The sequence below is a fragment of the Nocardioides anomalus genome (assembly GCF_011046535.1).
In the GTDB taxonomy this organism is placed as follows: Bacteria; Actinomycetota; Actinomycetes; order Propionibacteriales; family Nocardioidaceae; genus Nocardioides; species Nocardioides anomalus.
This window is the reverse complement of sequence record NZ_CP049257.1, coordinates 283,614-301,448: the sequence shown is the minus strand read 5'-3', so window position 1 is coordinate 301,448 and position 17,835 is coordinate 283,614. Positions and strand designations below refer to the sequence as shown.

18 protein-coding genes are annotated in these 17,835 nt (G+C 74.2%); 10 read left to right on the top strand and 8 right to left on the bottom strand.

Annotated features, from left to right (window positions below):
- Positions 1 to 12: 12 nt before the first annotated feature.
- From G5V58_RS25705 to G5V58_RS01560, 3 genes are all read left to right on the top strand, one after another.
- Positions 13 to 2,727: a S8 family serine peptidase gene (locus G5V58_RS25705; protein ID WP_230486995.1), complete on the top strand. Its 2,715-nt coding sequence runs from the start codon at positions 13 to 15 to the stop codon at positions 2,725 to 2,727.
- Positions 2,728 to 2,823: 96 nt separating this feature from the next.
- The gene (locus G5V58_RS01565; RefSeq protein WP_165228155.1) at positions 2,824 to 3,513 is read left to right on the top strand and encodes a molybdopterin-dependent oxidoreductase; all 690 of its coding nucleotides are present in this window, start codon (positions 2,824 to 2,826) and stop codon (positions 3,511 to 3,513) included.
- A complete protein-coding gene (locus G5V58_RS01560; protein WP_230486994.1) occupies positions 3,506 to 4,141 on the top strand; it encodes a cytochrome b/b6 domain-containing protein in 636 nt (211 codons plus the stop codon). The genes G5V58_RS01565 and G5V58_RS01560 overlap by 8 nt, the downstream gene beginning before the upstream one ends.
- A 23-nt stretch (positions 4,142 to 4,164) precedes the next feature.
- Here the strand turns inward: G5V58_RS01560 and G5V58_RS01555 are convergent, their stop codons facing one another.
- Positions 4,165 to 5,790 (bottom strand): AMP-binding protein, encoded by a 1,626-nt coding sequence (locus G5V58_RS01555; RefSeq protein ID WP_165228153.1) that lies wholly within the window; start codon positions 5,788 to 5,790, stop codon positions 4,165 to 4,167.
- A gap of 47 nt (positions 5,791 to 5,837) precedes the next feature.
- Between G5V58_RS01555 and lepB the strand changes: the two genes are divergently transcribed.
- Together lepB and G5V58_RS01545 are read left to right on the top strand one after the other, a co-directional pair.
- Positions 5,838 to 6,605: a signal peptidase I gene (lepB, locus tag G5V58_RS01550; RefSeq protein WP_165228151.1), complete on the top strand. Its 768-nt coding sequence runs from the start codon at positions 5,838 to 5,840 to the stop codon at positions 6,603 to 6,605.
- Complete coding sequence (locus G5V58_RS01545; protein ID WP_196240548.1) at positions 6,602 to 6,967, top strand: hypothetical protein; 366 nt, start codon at positions 6,602 to 6,604, stop codon at positions 6,965 to 6,967. Before lepB ends, G5V58_RS01545 begins: the two co-directional genes overlap by 4 nt.
- Here G5V58_RS01545 and G5V58_RS01540 read toward each other — a convergent pair.
- Together G5V58_RS01540 and G5V58_RS01535 are read right to left on the bottom strand one after the other, a co-directional pair.
- Positions 6,964 to 7,527: a dihydrofolate reductase family protein gene (locus G5V58_RS01540; protein WP_165228149.1), complete on the bottom strand. Its 564-nt coding sequence runs from the start codon at positions 7,525 to 7,527 to the stop codon at positions 6,964 to 6,966. The genes G5V58_RS01545 and G5V58_RS01540 overlap by 4 nt on opposite strands.
- A gap of 74 nt (positions 7,528 to 7,601) precedes the next feature.
- Positions 7,602 to 8,468, bottom strand: a complete 867-nt coding sequence (locus G5V58_RS01535) for a LysR family transcriptional regulator (protein ID WP_165228147.1) — start codon at positions 8,466 to 8,468, stop codon at positions 7,602 to 7,604.
- Positions 8,469 to 8,539: 71 nt separating this feature from the next.
- On the opposite strand from G5V58_RS01535, the gene G5V58_RS01530 reads away from it, so the two are divergent.
- Complete coding sequence (locus G5V58_RS01530) at positions 8,540 to 9,265, top strand: AzlC family ABC transporter permease (protein WP_165228145.1); 726 nt, start codon at positions 8,540 to 8,542, stop codon at positions 9,263 to 9,265.
- Positions 9,266 to 9,270: 5 nt separating this feature from the next.
- Positions 9,271 to 9,564, top strand: coding sequence for an AzlD domain-containing protein (locus G5V58_RS01525; protein WP_230487421.1), 294 nt, complete (start codon positions 9,271 to 9,273; stop codon positions 9,562 to 9,564).
- Here the strand turns inward: G5V58_RS01525 and G5V58_RS01520 are convergent.
- From G5V58_RS01520 to G5V58_RS01505, 4 genes are read right to left on the bottom strand one after another with little or no spacing between them, the layout of a single operon-like run.
- Complete coding sequence (locus G5V58_RS01520; RefSeq protein WP_165228141.1) at positions 9,561 to 9,971, bottom strand: SRPBCC family protein; 411 nt, start codon at positions 9,969 to 9,971, stop codon at positions 9,561 to 9,563. The two genes, G5V58_RS01525 and G5V58_RS01520, sit on opposite strands and share 4 nt — an antisense overlap.
- A gap of 20 nt (positions 9,972 to 9,991) precedes the next feature.
- Positions 9,992 to 11,089 (bottom strand): RDD family protein, encoded by a 1,098-nt coding sequence (locus tag G5V58_RS01515; RefSeq protein ID WP_165228139.1) that lies wholly within the window; start codon positions 11,087 to 11,089, stop codon positions 9,992 to 9,994.
- A gap of 1 nt (position 11,090) precedes the next feature.
- A complete protein-coding gene (locus G5V58_RS01510; protein ID WP_165228137.1) occupies positions 11,091 to 12,254 on the bottom strand; it encodes an FHA domain-containing protein in 1,164 nt (387 codons plus the stop codon).
- Entirely contained in the window at positions 12,251 to 13,066 is an 816-nt protein-coding gene (locus G5V58_RS01505; RefSeq protein WP_165228135.1) for a PP2C family protein-serine/threonine phosphatase, read from the bottom strand. The genes G5V58_RS01510 and G5V58_RS01505 overlap by 4 nt, the downstream gene beginning before the upstream one ends.
- Before the next feature lie 30 nt (positions 13,067 to 13,096).
- Between G5V58_RS01505 and G5V58_RS01500 the strand changes: the two genes are divergently transcribed.
- Both G5V58_RS01500 and G5V58_RS01495 read left to right on the top strand, forming a co-directional pair.
- Complete coding sequence (locus G5V58_RS01500) at positions 13,097 to 15,349, top strand: helicase C-terminal domain-containing protein (protein ID WP_165228133.1); 2,253 nt, start codon at positions 13,097 to 13,099, stop codon at positions 15,347 to 15,349.
- A 16-nt stretch (positions 15,350 to 15,365) separates the two neighbouring features.
- Positions 15,366 to 15,896 (top strand): CGNR zinc finger domain-containing protein, encoded by a 531-nt coding sequence (locus G5V58_RS01495; RefSeq protein ID WP_165228131.1) that lies wholly within the window; start codon positions 15,366 to 15,368, stop codon positions 15,894 to 15,896.
- Here G5V58_RS01495 and G5V58_RS01490 read toward each other — a convergent pair.
- A complete protein-coding gene (locus G5V58_RS01490) occupies positions 15,893 to 17,293 on the bottom strand; it encodes an MFS transporter (protein WP_165228129.1) in 1,401 nt (466 codons plus the stop codon). The two genes, G5V58_RS01495 and G5V58_RS01490, sit on opposite strands and share 4 nt — an antisense overlap.
- A gap of 57 nt (positions 17,294 to 17,350) precedes the next feature.
- Here G5V58_RS01490 and G5V58_RS01485 point away from each other — a divergent pair, with 57 nt between their 5' ends.
- Positions 17,351 to 17,815, top strand: coding sequence for a winged helix-turn-helix transcriptional regulator (locus G5V58_RS01485; protein WP_165228127.1), 465 nt, complete (start codon positions 17,351 to 17,353; stop codon positions 17,813 to 17,815).
- Positions 17,816 to 17,835: the final 20 nt, after the last annotated feature.

The following is a 17,835-nucleotide window of genomic DNA, read 5'->3' as shown; positions in this document are numbered from 1 at the left end:
ACCGTCGCGGAAGTGGGCACGTCGGCCGCACCGTCCGCGGCCGCCACCTCCGCCTCCACCTCCGTCAAGGACACGCGCTCGCCGCTCGGCGCCGGGCTCGGTCGCCTCGTCGCGGCCGAGAAGCCCGGCGCGCGGTCCTCACTCGCCGCCTCGGTCATCCGGCCGGAGGGGACCGCGATCCGCGACGACCAGGGCCGGGTCCTGGTCGACCTCACCCCGCAGCAGGGCGTGGACCGCGCGGCGTACCGCCAGGCCGCCGAGGCCGCCGGCCTCGAGGTCACCGCGACCGACGACCAGCACGGCACCCTCGAGGGCTTCGTCCCCGTGGCCGCCGTCACCCAGCTGGCCGCGCTGAAGGGCACGGGCACGCTGGCCCAGGCGGCCGGCGCGCACACCGACGCCGGCTCGGTCCAGAGCCAGGGCGTCGCCTTCCAGAAGGTCGACCAGGTGCTCGCCCGCGGCATCGACGGCCGCGGCGTGACCGTCGGCGCACTCTCGGACTCCTACAACCAGGCCACCACCGACGTCTTCGGCGCCCCGCTCACGATCCACGAGGCCCAGGACGTGGCCAGCGGCGACCTGCCCGGCCCGGGCAACAAGGTCAACCAGAACCCGGTCAAGGTCCTCCAGGACTCCCCGGACGGACTGGACGAGGGCCGCGCGATGCTGCAGATCGTCCACGACGTGGCCCCGCGCGCCGACCTCTGCTTCGCCACCGCCAACGGCGGTGAGCTCAACTTCGCCGCCAACATCCGCGCCCTCGCGGCCAAGAACGGGCCGTGCAAGGCCGACGTCGTCGTGGACGACGTGAGCTACTTCGCCGAGCCGTTCTTCAGCGACGGCGTCATCGCCGACGCCGTGGACGACGTCACCGCCAAGGGCGTCAGCTACTTCAGCTCGGCCGGCAACGGCGGCGAGCACCAGGCCTGGCGCCAGCCGGTCCGGCTGGTCCCGGCCGACGCCGCGTCGCTCGGCGGCACCAACCTCGACTTCAGCGACGTCGACCCGGCGCTGTACGACGGCGGCCTGCAGGACGCCGACCCGGGTCCGGGCGTCGACCCGGCCCGGTCGTACTCCCTCGAGGCGGCGGGCGGGATCTTCGACCTGCAGTGGGACGACCCGTTCGACCCCGACGGCCCGACCCTGGCCGACCCCTACCTGGACGAGACCGGTGAGATCGCCGCGCCGGGCGACACCGAGACCTACACCTTCACCGCCACCCAGGCCCAGGTCGGCCAGGACATCCTGGTCACCGCGGACGGCGTCCCGTCGGGCAGCACCGACCTGGTCCTGACCGTCGAGGGCCCGGACGGCTCCGTCGTCGGCCCGGTCGACACCGGCACCTCGCCGGAGATCGCCGCGACCACGATCACCCAGGCCGGCGACTACACGATCACCGTGGCCGGCTACGAGGACTCCACGGGTCCGTTCACGCTCACCGTGGCGCAGGTGCTGCAGCCCTCGAAGACCACCACGGACTTCAACGCACTGCTGTTCACCGACGACGGCCAGTACGTCGGCGCGCTCAGCGACGCCAACCGGATCAGCGGTCGCCCGATCGAGCTCAGCAGCCTCGGCGGCATCGACGAGCTCCAGATCGTGATCGCCAAGTCCGGCACCGAGCCGTCGAGCGCGACCACGCTGGCGGTGAACCTCTTCGACGGGATCTACGTCGACGAGTACTACGACCCGACCGCGCCGGCGACCTTCGGCCACCACACGGCGGCGGGCACGATCGGCGTGGCGGCGTACGACCCGTTCAAGCCGTTCCTGCCGGAGTCGTTCACCTCGCCGGGCAGCAAGAGCCTGCCGATCCGGTTCGACTCCAACGGCGACCCGTACAAGAAGGTGCAGAAGCGCACCGCGCCGTACATCGCCTCGACCGACCGCGGGAACACCACGTTCTTCACCAGTGACACCCCGCAGGACGCCGACACGCTTCCGAACTTCGCCGGCACCAGCGCGGCCGCGCCGCACGCCGCCGGCATCGCGGCGCTCGTCCTCGACAGTCGGGGCCGGACGTCGCCGGCCAAGATGCGCGACATCCTGGGCAAGGCGACGTTCAAGCACGACCTGGACCCGTTCACCTCCGGTGGCCAGGCCGGCAAGCTCACGGTCCGCGCGGACGGTGACCAGGGCGACGAGCGCTCGCCGTACGTCGGACCGGGCCGCGACCCGAACTTCTTCACGGTCGCGAACTCGGGCAAGTCCGCCGTCTCCTCGATCACCTTCTTCGGGGCCACGGCCAGCCCGACGGCGCTCGGCAACGGGATCGTCTTCGACCCGCGCCCGAACACCGGGGTGCCGCCGTTCCGTCAGCAGGGCTTCCCGTTCACCGTGGGCCGCACCTCGGGCGGCATCGCCCCGGCCTCGGTCTCGGCGACGTTCGCCGGCGCGGGCGGCGCCCAGACCGCGCCCGGTCAGTTCAAGAACATGACCGTGCGCTTCGACCGTGGGCTGCAGAAGGGCCAGAGCGTCTCCTTCGGCGTGGACCGGGACCTCGCGGTCTCCGGCTACGGCTACGCCACGGAGGGCAACGGCGCCGACGAGCTCGGCGGCGCGGTGTCCATCCCGGACGGCGCGGTGCTCAAGGACGGCATGCAGTTCCGCGTCGTCTTCGCCGACGGCTCGGTCAAGGAGGGCGTGTTCCGCAACGACCTCGGTCGCGGCTACTCGGTGGTCGACGGCTACGGTCTGGTCGACGCCGCGGCGGCCGCGCTGCGGTAGTCCGGTCCCACGCACGACGGCCCCTCGCGCGCGGCGCGGGGGGCCGTCGTCGTCCGTCCGGGCCCGCCGGGTGGGAGCCGGTGGCATCGTGGAGGCGTGAGCGGGGCCGAGGAGCCGGGTGCGCCGGTCGGGCGTCGGCTGGTGCTGGGGCTGGCCGGCCTCGGCGTGGCCGGGGTGCTGGGCGGCGCCACCGCGTCGCGCAAGCTGTCCGAGTGGCTGGCGCCGGCCGAGCTGCGGGACCCGACCGGGCTGCTCGCGACGCTGCCGCTGGGCCCGGCGTTCCGGTTCTACTCGGTGACCGGCTCGGTCGACGAGGTGAGCGCGGCGGACTACCGCCTCTCGGTCGGCGGGCTGGTGGCCGTGCCCGCGACGTACGGCTTCGACGACCTGCGGGCGCTCCCGCAGACGTCGTTCAGCAGCGACTTCCACTGCGTGACGGGCTGGACGGTGCCGGGGGTGGCGTGGACCGGCGTGCCGCTGCGCGAGCTGCTCGACCTCGCCCGCCCGGCGGCGCAGGCCACGGCGGTGCGGTTCCGCTCCTTCGACGGCACCTACACCGAGAGCCTGCCGCTCCCCGTGGCGCGCCACGAGCGGACCGTCGTCGCACTGGGCATGCTGGGCGGGGCGGTGAGCCACGCGCACGGCGGCCCGGTGCGGATGTACGTCGACGGGCAGTACGGCTACAAGAGCACCAAGTGGCTCTCCGCGGTCGAGCTCACCGAGGACGAGGTGCCGGGCTACTGGGAGCACCGCGGGTACGCCGTGGACGGCACCGTCCGTGCCTGACCTGGAGCGGTTCACCCCGGCCGAGCGGTGGGTGCACCGGAGCCTGGCCCTGCTCATGGGCGCCTGCCTGCTCACCGCCTTCGCCCTCTACTACGGCCCGGTCTCGCTCGCGGTCGGCCACCGGCACGCCGTGGAGCTGGTGCACGTGTGGGCGGGCTACGCCCTGGTCGTCCCGCTGCTCCTCGGGCTCGCGTCGCCGGCGTACCGCCGCGACGCCGGGCGGCTCAACCGGTTCTCCCCCGAGGACTGGCGCTGGCTGCGCTCGCGCAACCGCCGCGACGGCTCCTTCGGGGTCGGCAAGTTCAACGCCGGGCAGAAGCTCAACGCCGCGCTGGTCAGCGGCTCGGTGGTGGTGCTGGTCGGGACCGGGACGCTGATGTTCTGGACCGGGCTCGTGCGCCTGGCCTGGCGCACCGGCGCGACGTTCGCGCACGACTGGGTCGCGCTGGGCCTCGGGCTGCTGGTGCTCGGCCACATCTGGTTCGCGGTCAACGACCCCGAGGCGCGGGCCGGCATGCGGACCGGGCGGGTCAGCGAGCGGTGGGCCGAGAAGGAGCACCCGGCGTGGGCGGCGGGTCGTCGTGGAGGAGCTCCTGGAACAGGACGTGGTCGCGCCACGCGCCGTTGAGGTGGAGGTCGGGTCGCACCGGGTCAGCCCAGGCCGAGCTTCTCGGTGGTCTCCTGGCGCATCTGCACCTTGCGGATCTTGCCGGTGACCGTCATCGGGAAGTCCTCGACCACCAGCACGTAGCGCGGGATCTTGTAGTGGCTGAGCCGGCCCTCGCAGAAGGCGCGGACGCCGGCGGAGTCGAGCGGCTCGGCGCCGGCCTTCATCTTGATCCAGGCGCAGAGCTCCTCGCCGTACCTCTCGTCCGGGACGCCGACGACCTGGACGTCCTCGACGTCGGGGTGCTGGTAGAGGAACTCCTCGATCTCGCGCGGGTAGATGTTCTCGCCGCCGCGGATGACCATGTCCTTGATGCGGCCGACGATGTTGCAGTAGCCGTCCTCGCGCATCTCGGCCAGGTCGCCGGTGTGCATCCAGCCGTCCGCGTCGATGGCCTCGGCGGTCTTCTCCGGGTCCTCCCAGTAGCCGAGCATCACCGAGTAGCCGCGGGTGCAGAACTCCCCCGGCTGGCCGCGCTCGACGGTCTCGCCGGTGGCCGGGTCGACGATCTTGATCTCCAGGTGCGGGTGCACGCGCCCGATGGACGCCGTACGCCGCTCGAGGTCGTCGTCGACGCGGGTCTGGCAGGAGACCGGGCTGGTCTCGGTCATGCCGTAGGCGATGCCGACCTCGGGCATGTGCATGTCGTCGACGCAGCGCTTCATGACCTCGACCGGGCAGGTGGAGCCGGCCATGATGCCGGTGCGCAAGCCGGTGAGGTCGTGCTCGGCGAAGCTCGGGTGGTTCTGCATGGCGATGAACATCGTCGGCACGCCGTACACCGCGGTGCAGTGCTCCTCGGCCACGCAGCGCAGCGTGGTCTCGGGGTCGAAGCCGGGTGCGGGGATGACCATCGTCGCGCCGTGGCTGATGCAGCCGAGGTTGCCCATCACCATGCCGAAGCAGTGGTAGAAGGGCACCGGGATGCAGAGCCGGTCCTCGTGGGTGAGGTCGATCAGCTCGGTCGTGAAGTGGCCGTTGTTGAGGATGTTGCGGTGGCTGAGCGTGGCGCCCTTGGGGTAGCCGGTGGTGCCGGAGGTGTACTGGATGTTGATCGGCTCGTCCGGCGCGAGGTCCCAGACGAGCAGCTCGGCCAGCGTGACCCCGGGGTCGTGTGTCGTGTACTCGCTCCACTCCGGCGTGCCGATGAACCAGACCTGCTCCAGTCCGTCGAGGTCGCCGCGCACCTCCTCGACCATCGCGCGGTAGTCGCTGGTCTTGAACCGGGTGGCCGAGACGAGGAGCCGGGTGCCGGACTGGCGCAGCGCGTAGGCCAGCTCGTGGGTGCGGTACGCCGGGTTGATGTTCACCAGCACGGCGCCGAGCTTGGCCGTGGCCAGCTGGGTGATCGTCCACTCCGCGCAGTTCGGCGACCAGATCCCGACCCGGTCGCCCTTGCCGATGCCGGCCCGGATCAGCCCGACGGCCAGGGCGTCGACGTCGCGGTCCAGCTCGGCCCAGGTCCAGCGGCGGCCGGTGGCGTACTCCACGAGCGCCTCGCGGTCGGCGTGCGCCGCGACCGTCGCAGCGAAGCACTCCCCGATCGTCTGCTCGAGCAGCGGCGGCTCGACCTCGCCCTTCGCGTAGGACAACGTGGTCTCCTGGGCCATGGCCCGAACGTACGCCGGGCTGGTTGGCGGTGGGTAGGGTCGGCGGCGTGACGAGCACCGACGCGGACTCGGACGCCCCGCCGTCCAAGCAGAAGCAGTCGCCGTTCAAGGCGCTCCGCGAGACGGTGCTCCTGCTGGTGTTCGCGATCGCGCTGGCGCTGGTGGTCAAGACGTTCTTCGTCCAGTCCTTCTACATCCCGTCGGAGTCGATGGAGCCGGGGCTGATCGTCAACGACCGGATCCTCGTCGAGAAGCCGTCCTACTGGGGCAGCGGCGGACCGCAGCGCGGCGACGTGATCGTCTTCGACGACCCGGGCGGCTGGCTCAACGGGCTGGAGTCGGCGCAACCGATGTCGCTGCTGGCCCGGGGCCTGGCCAAGATCGGGCTCTACCCGACCGGCGGGCACCTGGTGAAGCGGGTCGTCGGCGTGGCCGGCGACACCATCACCTGCTGCGACGACCAGGGCCGGATCATGGTCAACGGCCAGCCGGTCGACGAGGACGGCTTCATCCGGCCGCAGAAGGACCCGCCGAAGTCCTGCGACGGCCCGATGCCGAGCGGGGCCATGGACTGCGACTGGAGCGCCGGCCCGGTGCCGGCGGGGACGGTGTTCGTCATGGGCGACAACCGCTCCGACTCCGCGGACTCCTCGGTCCACCTGTGCGGACCCAAGGCGCAGAACTGCGACCCGAACGACGCCTTCGTGCCCGTCGACGACGTGGTCGGCAAGGTCTTCGCGCTGGCCTGGCCGCTCGGCCGCGCGCACCTCGTGCACACCCCGGACGCGTTCGACGACGTACCGGACCCGTCGTGAGCGAGCCCCCGCCCGCCGCGCCGCCCGGCGTCATCCCGTACGTCGAGCACCACACCGGCCCGCGCCGGCTGGTCACGATCGGGCTGAGCGCCGGCGGGACCCCGCTGGCCGGCTACTCCAAGGCGATGGTCAAGCCGAACCTGTTCGTCGACGGCCGGCAGTACATCGTCTACTGGGGCGAGGTCACCGTCGAGGTGCCGGCCGACCGCTCGGTGCACATCGGCGTCGGGATGCAGGACGGCATCCGGGGTGCGTCGGTGCTGCTGCCGCCGGGGTCCGAGCCGGTCGTGCTCGACTACCACGTGCCGGGCATGGGCGAGGTCAGCTTCGGGCCCCGGGCGGCGCCGCCGGCGCAGTCCTAGCGGACCGCGTCGAAGACGTTGAGCTGCACGCCGTTGGCGTAGACGCGGTGCTCGCGCAGGGTGAGCTTCTGCTTGTCCTCGGCGTCGGTCGGGAACAGCCGCCGGCCGCTGCCGAGCACGACCGGGAAGACCATCAGGTTCCACTGGTCGACCAGCCCCTCGCGGTGCAGGGCCTGGGCCAGCGTGGCGCTGCCGGCGACCTGGATCGGGCCGCCGTCGGTCTCCTTGAGGGCGCGCACGCCGTCGAGGTCGCGCACGACGCGGGTGTTGTTCCAGGTCGGGTCGCTCAGCGTGGTGGAGACGACGACCTTCTCCATGGAGTTGAACTTGTCGGCGAAGTCGCCGTCGCGCTGGGTCCAGGCCTCGCTGAAGCCCTCGTAGGTGGTGCGGCCGAGCAGGAGCGTCTGCGCGCTGAAGGTCTCCTCGGCCTTGAACTCGTACATGGTCGGGTCCTGCTCGAGGTCGAAGGTCCAGCCGCTGTGCAGGTAGCCCGGCTCGCCGCCCGGCGCCTCGATGACGCCGTCGAGGGAGATGAACGCGGTGACGTAGAGGGTGCGCATGTCGTGGTGCCTCTCTGAGGGTGTGGGTGTCTCTCTGCCCTTTCCACGAACGGGCCGGCCGGCGTACGACAGGGTCAGGCGGAGAGCTCTCGGACCAGGGCCGCGGTGGCCGGGACGCTGTCCGCGCCCTCGCGGTGGACGAGCCCGAAGCGGCGGGTGCCGTACGACGGGTGGTCGCGCACGGCGACCGACGGGTGGCGGTAGGCCTCGAGGGCCGAGCGCGGCAGCAGGGTGACGCCGAGGCCGACGGCGACGAGGTTCTGCACGACGACGTAGTCGTCGGAGACGTGGCGCACGGTCGGCTCGAAGCCGGCCTCCGCGCAGACCCGGACCGCGTGCGCCCGGCAGCGCTCGCAGCCGACGACCCACGGCTCCTCGGCGAGGTCGCCCAGGGTGAGGCGCCCGCGGGTCGCGGCCCAGTGCTCGCCGCCGACGACCAGCGCGACCGGCTCGACGCCGAGCGGACGCCACTCGAGCTCCGCCGGCGGGTCGTCGTAGGAGAACACCAGCGCGAGGTCCACGTCGCCGGCCGCGACCAGGGCCAGGGCCTGGGGTGGCTCGGCCTCGGTGAGCTCGACGTCGACGTCGGGGTGCCGCTCGCGCAGCCCGGCCACGGCGCGCGGGACGAGGGTGGCGGCGGCCGAGGGGTACGCCGCGAGCCGGACGCGACCCCGCCGCAGCGAGGTCAGGTCGGCCAGCTCCTCCTCGGCCAGGTGCAGCTGCACGGCCAGGGCGTCGGCGCGGGACAGCAGGACCCGGCCCGGCTCGGTCAGCTGCACGCCCGTGGCACTGCGCAGGAGGAGCGCACAGCCGGTCGAGCGCTCCAGCGTGCGCAGGTGCTGGCTGACCGCGGGCTGGGTCCAGCCCAGCTCCCGGGCCGCCGCGCTGATCGAGCCGGCCCGGGCCACTGCGCGGAAGATCAGCAGGCGTCTCGGATCCATCACGTCACCTTATGGCTTCTCCAAGAAGGACGCGGCTTCCTTTGGGGTGCGATCGGCGGAACCCTCGAGCCGTGGACACCACCGCCGCCTCCCGGCCGGCTCCCGGGCGCCGGGCCGCACCGAGGGACCCGGCCCGCCGCGACGCCCTGCGCGACACGGTCGCGGTCTCCCCCGGCCTCCTCGCCTTCGGCGTCTTCCTCGGCCTCGGTGCGGCCCGCACGGGCCAGGGTCCGGAGGCGGTGATCGGTGCGCTGCTGGCCTTCGGCGGGAGCGCCCAGCTCACCACGCTGACCGGCCTGCACCTCGGCGCCGGCCTGCTGACCGCGCTGGTCTCGGGCATCGCGGTCAACGCCCGGCTGCTGCTGTACGGCGCGGTGCTGGCGCCGCGCTTCCAGGCGCAGCCGCGGTGGTTCCGGTGGACGGCCCCGGCGCTGGTCCAGGACCAGACGTTCCTCTCCGCGACCGGGCGCCCGGCGTACGACGGTGCGGCGTTCCGCCGCTACTGGTGGTGGCTGGGCCTGTCGACCCTGGCCGTGTGGACCGGGTCCGTGCTGGTCTGCGTGCTGGTCGCGCCGCTGGTGCCGGACCTGCCGCACCTGGTGCTCATGGGCACCGCGCTGTTCGTGGCCATGCTGGTGCCGCGGCTCGTGGACCGGCGCTCGGTGACCGCGGCCGTCGTGGCCGGCGCCACCGCACTGGCCGCGCACCAGGTCGCGCCGTCCTTCGCGATCCTCGCCGGCACCCTGGCCGGCCTGGCCGTGGCCGTCGCGGCGGCTCCGCGGGCAGCGCGCTCGTGACCGCCATGGTGCTGCTGGCCCTCGCCTGCTGGCTCATGCGGAGCCTCTTCGTCCTCGTCCCCGCCGACCGGCTCCCGGCGCGGCTCCAGCACGCTCTCGCTCAGCTCGCGCCGGCCGTCCTCGCCGCCCTCGTCGTCGCCGAGCTCGCCGGCTCGGCTGAGGGCGCCTCTCCCACCACCGGCCTGGTCCTCGTCGGCTCGATGGTCCTCGCCGCCGTCGTGGTGCGCCGGACCGGCAGCCTCGGCCTGGCCATCCTCACCGGGCTCGCCGGGGCCCTGGTCGTCGACGTCCTCCTCTAGGACGTCGACTCGGCCAGCGCGGTGAGCGCGGCCAGCGCCTGCGGGGCGTCGGCGGTGACCATGGCGCCGACCTCGTCGGCGCCCGGCCCCTCGATGACCGTGTTGACGCTGACCTCGGCGCCGGCGTCGACGGCCGTGACCACGTGGTCGATGCGGATGTGCAGGTCGCCGAGGTCGAGGCGGTCCAGGAAGCGTGCGCCGGGCTCGACCAGCTCGACGACGACCGGCACCTCGATGCCGCCGGCCAAGACCATGGTCCCGGCCGCGCCCTCGGCGAAGTGGCCCTCGAAGGCCACCGACTCCACCGAGGGGTCCCACGAGGCCCAGCTGCCGGGATCGCTCCACAGGGCCCAGACGGCGTCGGGGGTGGCGGAGGTGGTCGCGGTCTCGGTGTGCTCGAAGGTCACGGCAAGGAAGGTAGCGACGATCAGCTCATCTTGGCGACGGTCATCTCCCGGTCGCCGAAGCGCACCTTGTCGCCGTCGCGCAGGGTGGCCGGACGACCGCCGGCCAACCGCTTGACCACGCCGCCGCGCACGAGCAGCGAGCCGTTGGTCGAGCCGCGGTCCATGACCACGAGCGCGCCGTCGGGCACGACCTGGAACTGCGCGTGGGTCTTGGACAGGCTCATGTCGTCCGAGGGCAGCGCGACCAGGCGCTTGACCGGCTCGGACGGGCGCGGCTCGGGACGCCGGCCGACCAGGGTCAGGCCGCGCACCTCGAACTGCTCGCCGGTGTCGAAGCGGACCTGCCAGCGGGCGTGCTCGGCACGGGGCCGGGTGCGCTCGTCGGCCGGCGCGGCGGGTGGGCCGGCCGGCGGGGGTGCGGCCGGGGCGTCACCGACGAGCGGCCAGCCGAGGCCCTGGCGCGGGGTCACGGTGGGCGCGGGCTGGGGCTCGACCGGCGGCGGCGGGGTGGGCGGGCGCTTGCCGCGGGTGGGGATCCGGCGGGGCGGGGTCGGGGAGGCCGGGACCAGCCGCATGGCGGTGAGGTTGACGACCTGACGCGGCGCCTCCTCCTCGGGCTCCTCCTCCACCGGCACCGGCCGCACGTCGACGACCACGGTGCCGGCGCGCAGGTCGTGCCAGCCGCGGCGCCAGCCGGTGGGGTCCATCATCGCGGTCCAGGCCAGCGCGCCGGCGCCGAAGCCGACCGTGGGCAGCGTGGCCACACCGAGGACCAGGTTGCGCACCAGCGCCTTGCCCACGCCGACCGGGCGGGCGTCCTCGGCCGAGAGCACGCGCAGGCCGAGCAGGGCCTTGCCGGGCGTGAGCCCGTAGCGCCCGACCAGCAGCGACACGACCAGCCACAGGAACACGACGGCGCCGGCGATCGCGCCGACACCGACCCAGAGCCGGTCGTCGTCGATGAAGAAGGCCCACGCGGCGTACGCCGCGCCGGCGTACAGCCCCCACAGCAGCAGCCGGTCGACGACGAAGGCGTAGAAGCGCCGGTCGGCGGTGGCCACGAGGTGGTCGGTCGTGACCACCGGGGTCGCGGGGGCCAGCCCCGCGGTGTCGGCCACCTCAGGGGCGGGTGACCTGGATGGTCACCCCGTCGCCGAGGTCGATGAGCGCGCCGGGCACGAGCTGGACGGCGACGCCCGGCGTGAGGTCCTCGGGGCCGAGCCCGGGCTGGACCAGGACGGTCCCGTTGGTGGAGCCGAGGTCGGTGACCACGGCCGAGCCGTGGTCGGCGCCGGAGCCGGGCCGGACCTCGACGTGGGTCGAGGACACCTCCAGGTGCGGGCTCGCCACGCTGACCAGCAGCGGCTGCTCGGTGTCGTTGAAGCGGCGCGCCTCGGGCGCCCGGCCGAAGACGACGGCGCGGTCGACGTCGATGACCTCGCCGCTGGACAGCAGCAGGCGCGCGACCGGCACGGTGACGTCGGGTGCCGGCGGCTGGCCGGGGATGCCGGGCGGCGCCGGCTGGGGCGGCTCCCACGAGCCGGTCACGGTGTTGCCGTCGTGGTCGGGGTCGAGCGGAGGCGGCGCGAGCATCGCCTCGGTCGGCGGCTCGGTCGGCGGCTCGGCGGGGGGCTCGGGCTCGGGCAGCGGCTCGGGCGCGACCGGCGGCGGTGGCGGCGGGCTGGGCGTCCAGCTGGGCGGCTCGGGCGAGCGGTAGCCCTCGGGCGCCGCCTGCGCGTCGGGAGCGGTGTCGACCCCGAGCGGGTCGTCGTCCAGCGGGAACTCCCGCTCGTAGGCCGGCTCCTCGTCGATCTCGTCGGGCGCCTCGTGCAGCGGCCCCTCGTCGAGCCGAGAGACGCGGAAGAGCCCGCCGTCGACGACGTACGGCGCGACCTCGTCGTCGTCCACGTCGTCGTGCAACACGATGCTCATCCGCTCGACCTCGGGCAGCGAGCGCTCGACCCAGGTCGTGGCGTCGGAGCCGGCCAGCTCGACCAGCTCGCCCTCGACCACGAACTCGGCGCGGGCCGGGCCGCGGATGACGACCTTGGTCTCGCCCTCGCCGGTGCTGACCAGGACGAACGCCGGGAGGTCGCGCAACCCGCCGGAGATGAGCGCGTCGAGGGTGACGTCGAAGCCGGCCCCGCCGTCGACGAGCTCCCACAGGGCGGCGACGCGCGGCTTCTCCGAGGGCGGCAGGATCACGACTGCGCGCTCGCCCACGATGCCGAACCAGTCGCCGGGGAGGTAGGAGCGCACGGCGTCCTCACCCGCAGCGGTCACGGCAGGGCTCCTAGTTTCTGCTCGAGACTCTGGCGCTGGCGCTCGGAGTCGTAGTCCTCGTCGGGGACCAATCCCACCACATCGACGACCACCGCGGTCGCGTTGTCGTCACCTCCCGCCGCGAGGGCGGCGGCCACGAGCCGGTCGGCGGCGTCGCGGGGGTCCGGGCTCTCGGCCAGCACGTGGGCGATCTGCTCGTCGTCGACCAGGCCGCTGATGCCGTCGCTGCACAGCAGCAGCCGGTCGATCTCGTCGACGGGGACCAGGAAGTAGTCGGCCGGCTCCAGGCGCGGGCCGCCCAGCGCGCGCGTGATGACGTGCCGGTCGGGGTGCTCGGCGGCCTGCTCCTCGCTGATCTGGCCGGCGTCGACCAGCTCCTGCACGACGCTGTGGTCGGTGCTGACCTGGCGCAGCCGGCCCCGGCTGACCGCGTAGATCCGCGAGTCCCCCAGGTTGACCAGCAGCCAGGCCGGCGCACCCTCGTCCTCGACGAGCAGGGCGGCGACGACGGTCGTGCCCGGCGTCCGCCGCGGGCCGGTGCCCTCGTCGGCGGCGAAGTCCGCGATCCGGCGCTGGGCGGAGCGCAGGGTGGCCGCCACCGCGGCCGGCCCCTCGGTCGGCTCGTAGCCGGCCTCGGCCAGGGCCGCGAACTCCTCGACCACGATCCGGCTGGCCACGTCGCCGGCCTCGTGGCCGCCCATCCCGTCGGCGACCACGAAGACCGGCGGGGCGATGAGGAAGGCGTCCTCGTTGGTCTCGCGCACCGACCCGACGTCGGTGGCGGCACCGTGGTGGAGCTCGACCTGGCTCACGGCTGCACGCTGCTATCTAGACTTGGCCGGATGGCTTCCGAGGGGTTCCGCTCACTCGCCGACCAGCTGCGGAGCTGGCCGGACGAGCGGCTGTCCCGACTCCTGACCGAGCGTCCCGACCTCGCCACGCCTGCTCCTCATGACTCCGGCCAGCTGGCCTCCCGCGCCACGACGCGCTCCTCGCTGGTGCGCGCGCTCGACCAGCTCAGCCGGCTCGAGCTCTCCGTTCTAGATGCCCTGGTCGTCTCCGGTCAAACGTCACGTCCCGCCCTGGTCGCGGCCGTCAACGCCGACCTGGCGCTGGTGGAGGCCGCCGCCGAGCACCTGGTCGACCTGGCCCTGGCCTGGGAGTCGACGGGCGGGTTGCGACCGCTGAGCGGTGTCGGCGAGCTCCTCACCGGCGGCCCGGAGGCCGGGGTCAGCGGGCTGCGGACGGTCTCGGACCCGTCCGTCGACGCCGCGCCGCTGCTGGCCGAGCTGTCCGCACCGGCCCGGGCCATGCTCGAGCACGTGCTGGCCGCGGGCGGGGAGGCCACCACCTCGGGCGACCGGCACACCGTGCTCCCCACGGACGCCGCCACCCCGGCCGAGGAGCTGCTGTCGCGCCGGCTGCTGGTGCCGCGCGGGGGCGGCACCGTGGTCGTGCCGGGTGAGGTCGGCATGGCCCTGCGCGGCGGGCACACGACGGCCGACCGCGTCGACGACGTGCCGCAGCTGGCCACCACCTCCCGCGCCGCGGAGCAGGTGGACCAGGTGGCGGCGGGCGCGGCCTTCGAGGCGGTACGCCGGGTCGAGCTGCTCCTCGACCTCTGGGGCGCCACGCCGCCGTCGGCCCTGCGCAGCGGCGGGCTCGGCGTGCGCGACCTGCGGGCCACCGCGGCCGCGCTGCACGTCGACGAGCCCACCCTCGCCGTCCTGGTCGAGACCGCGGCCGGCGCCGGGCTGCTGGCCACGGCGGCCGACGAGCGGGGCGCGCCGGTGTGGCTGCCCACCGACCTGGCCGACCCCTGGGTGCTGCGCCCGCCCGCCGAGCGCTGGGCCGGGCTGGCCCGGACCTGGCTGGACAGCCCGAGGCTGCCCGGGCTGGTCGGCGCCCGCGACACCGCCGGCAAGCCGTGGAACGCCCTGGCCCCGGAGCTCTCCGGCGTGCACGCGGCCGAGACCCGGCTGATGACCCTCCAGGCGCTGGCCGCGGTGGAGCCCGGCACCTGCCTGGCCACCGGCACCGGCGTCGCGTCGGTGGTCGCCCTGCTGCGCTGGCAGCGCCCGCGCCGGCCCCGCAGCCGGGCGGAGCAGGTGCTGTGGACGGTGACCGAGGCCGCCGTGCTCGGGGTCACCGGGCTGGACGGCCTGGCGTCCTACGCACGCCACCTGCTGGCCGCCGAGGACGACCGGGCCGTCCAGGCGCTGGCCGGGCTGCTGCCCGAGCCGGTGGACCACGTGCTGCTCCAGGCCGACCTCACCGCGGTCGCGCCCGGGCCGCTCGAGTCGCAGCTGGCCCGGCGGCTGCAGCTGGTCGCCGACGTGGAGTCGCGCGGTGGCGCGACGACCTACCGCTTCACGCCCGGCTCCGTGCGACGCGCCCTGGACACCGGCTGGACCGCGGTGGAGCTGCACGAGTTCCTCGGCTCGGTGTCGCGGACTCCGGTGCCGCAGCCGCTGAGCTACCTGGTCGACGACACGGCTCGGACCTTCGGCTCGGTGCGGGTCGGGCACGCCGAGGCGTTCCTGCGCGCCGACGACGAGGCCGCGCTGACCGAGCTGCTGCACCACCCCAAGGCCGCCTCGCTCGGGCTGCGGCGACTGGCGCCGACCGTGCTCATCTCCAGCTCGCCGCTCGACGTGCTCCTCCCCCGGCTGCGCGAGCTGGGCGCGGCGCCGGTGGTGGAGGCCGAGGACGGCTCGGTGCACGTGGTCCGGCCCGACCAGCGCCGGGCCCGCACCCCGCGCGAGCACCGCGGGCGCGGGGCGGCCGCGGCCCGGCGCACGGCCTCGGTCGCCGCGGTCGTCACCGCCGTGCGGGCCGGTGACCGTGCCGCCACCTCGCGGCCGACCGAGAGCCTGTCCCCGACCGGCTCGCTGAGCGCCCTGCGCGAGGCCGCGGAGACCGGGCAGGCGGTCACCATCGTCTACGTCGACAACCACGGCACCCGCACCGAGCGGGTCGTCGACCCGGTCTCGGTCGACGGCGGCGTGCTCACCGCGCACGACCAGCGCTCGGACGACGTGCGCACCTTCGCCGTCCACCGCATCACGGCGGTAAGGCCCATTCCGGGGTCGTGACCGTACGCTTCACTGCGTGGACTTCATCCGCTACGCCGAGCGCTCGGCCGCGCTGCTCAACGCCGGGCTCGCCGACGTCGACGGGCTGCGCGCCCACCTCGCCGACCGCGAGTGGCTGGTCGAGCAGTGCACCGACCGCGACTGCATGCTGCTGCGCAAGTTCCAGCGCGAGCTGCGCCCGGTCTTCGAGGCCTCGGCCGCGGACCGGACCGCCGAGGTCGTCGAGGCGCTCAACGAGCTGATGGTGCGCCACCCGATCACCCCGCGCATCGCCGGCCACGACGGTCACCCGCTGCACATGCACGTGGCGACCAAGAGCCAGTCGGTGGCCGAGCTCCTGGTCGGCGAGTCGCTGCTGGGCCTGGCCAACCTGGTCTGCGACCTCGGGCCGTCGCGGCTCGGGGTCTGCGCGGCCTCGCCGTGCACCAACGTCTACGTCGACACCTCGCCCAACCAGTCGCGGCGCTACTGCTCCGACCGGTGCTCCTCGCGGGCCAACGTCGCGGCGTACCGCGCGCGGCAGAAGGCGACCGCGGCCGCCTCCTAGGCCTGGACGGCCTCCGGCACCGCGACGACGACCGGGCGCCGGGAGAGCTCCATGGCCACCGCCGCGGCCGCGGCGAGCAGGCTGCACGCGGCCAGGAACAGCCACAGCACCTGGTACCGGTCCACGCTCGGCAGGCCGGCGCCGAGGATGCCGACCATCGCGCTCGTGCCCAGCACCAGCCCGAGCTGGCGCGCCGTGCTCACCACGCCGGAGCCGGTCGCGGCCTGCGCCGGCGGGAGGGCCGAGGTGGCCGCGGCGACCAGGTTGGGCATGGCCAGGCCGACGGCGACGCCGCCGAGCACCCAGGGGCCGAACATCGAGGACCAGTACGCCGGCGTGGTGCTGATGGCCAGCGTCTGCCAGACCGCGGAGGCGGCGAAGAGCACCGAGCCGGCCGCGATGAGGTGGCCGGGCGGCGTCCGCGGGAAAAGGCGGGCGGCGAGCAGCGCGACGATCGGCACGACGATCGGCCCGGACGCGACGGCCAGCCCGGTCCGGACCGCGGAGTAGCCCCACTCCTGCTGCATCCACAGGATCCGGCTCAGCAGCGCGATGCCGAAGCCGACGTTGAAGACGACCGTGGCCACGTTGGCCCAGGAGAACGACGCCACCTTCAGCAGCGCCGGGTCGATGACGGGCGCGGGGTGGTGGATGATCGACCAGGCGAAGACCACGAGCCCGACAGCCGCGCCGGCGAACGCCGCGAGGACCCGCCCTGAGGACCAGCCCCACTCGTCGCCCTGGACCAGCGCGAGGACGAGGGAGCCGATGGCCAGGGCCAGCACGGTCGCGCCGGTCAGGTCGGGCCGCGGGGCGTCCTGGTTGTGGCGCACGTCGGGCACGTAGCGGATGGCGGCCACCACGAGCAGAGCGCCGATGGGCAGGTTGATGAGGAAGGCCCAGTGCCACGACAGCTGCACCAGGCCGCCGCCGATGGCCGGGCCGAAGGCCGCGGCCAGCGCGCCGGTCATCGCCCACAGCCGCGCGGCCGGGGCGCGTCGCTCGGGCGGCAGCGCGGCCAGGAGCAGGCCGAGCGAGGCCGGGGTCATCGCAGCGGCGCCGACGGCCTGGAGGGCCCGGAAGGCGACGAGCTCCCACAGTCCGGTCGAGAGCGCGCAGGCCAGGCTGGCCAGCGTGAAGAGGGCGAGCCCGGCCACGAAGCCGCCCTTGCGGCCGTAGCGGTCGGTGAGCCGGCCCATCGGCACCAGCAGCGAGGCGTACACCACGGCGTACGCCGTGAGCACCCAGCTGAGGCGGCCGAGCGAGGCGACGCCGAGGTCGCGGCCGATCTCGCCGAAGGCCACGTTGACGATGAACAGGTCGAGGCCGGCGAGGAACGCGGCGCCGGTGAGGACGACCGTGACGAGCCGCGTGTGGGTCTGGCTTGGGTTGGGCACAGTCAGACCCTAGAGGCTGACTATGCCTTTGCCAAGTCAGAGCGGTAAGGTGGGAGCATGAGCGTGCAGCTGACCGGCCGGCTCGCCGAGCGGACCGGGCCCCTCGGTGACCACTGCCCCGTCGACCGGGTGATGCAGGCGGTGGGCAACCGGACGGCGGTCCTGCTGCTGCGCGAGGCCTTCTACGGCGTCACCCGCTTCGACGCCCTCGTGGCCCGCGTCGGCGTCACCGACGCCGTGGCCGCCCACCGGCTCAAGGAGCTGGTCGCGCTCGGCGTGCTGACCAAGCAGCCCTACCGCGAGCCGGGGCAGCGCACCCGCTACGAGTACGTCCTCACCCCCGCCGGCCACGCGCTGCTGCCCGCCGTGGTCGCGCTGCACGAGTGGGGTGCCCGCCACCTGCCCGGCTCCGCCCCCGCGCTGACCCACGCCGACTGCGGCGACGCGGTGCACGTCGTCGCCCGCTGCGAGGCCGGCCACGACGTGGCCGAGGAGGAGCTCGTGGTCGGCGGTCGCCGCTGAGACGCCCGCCCGGCTTCACC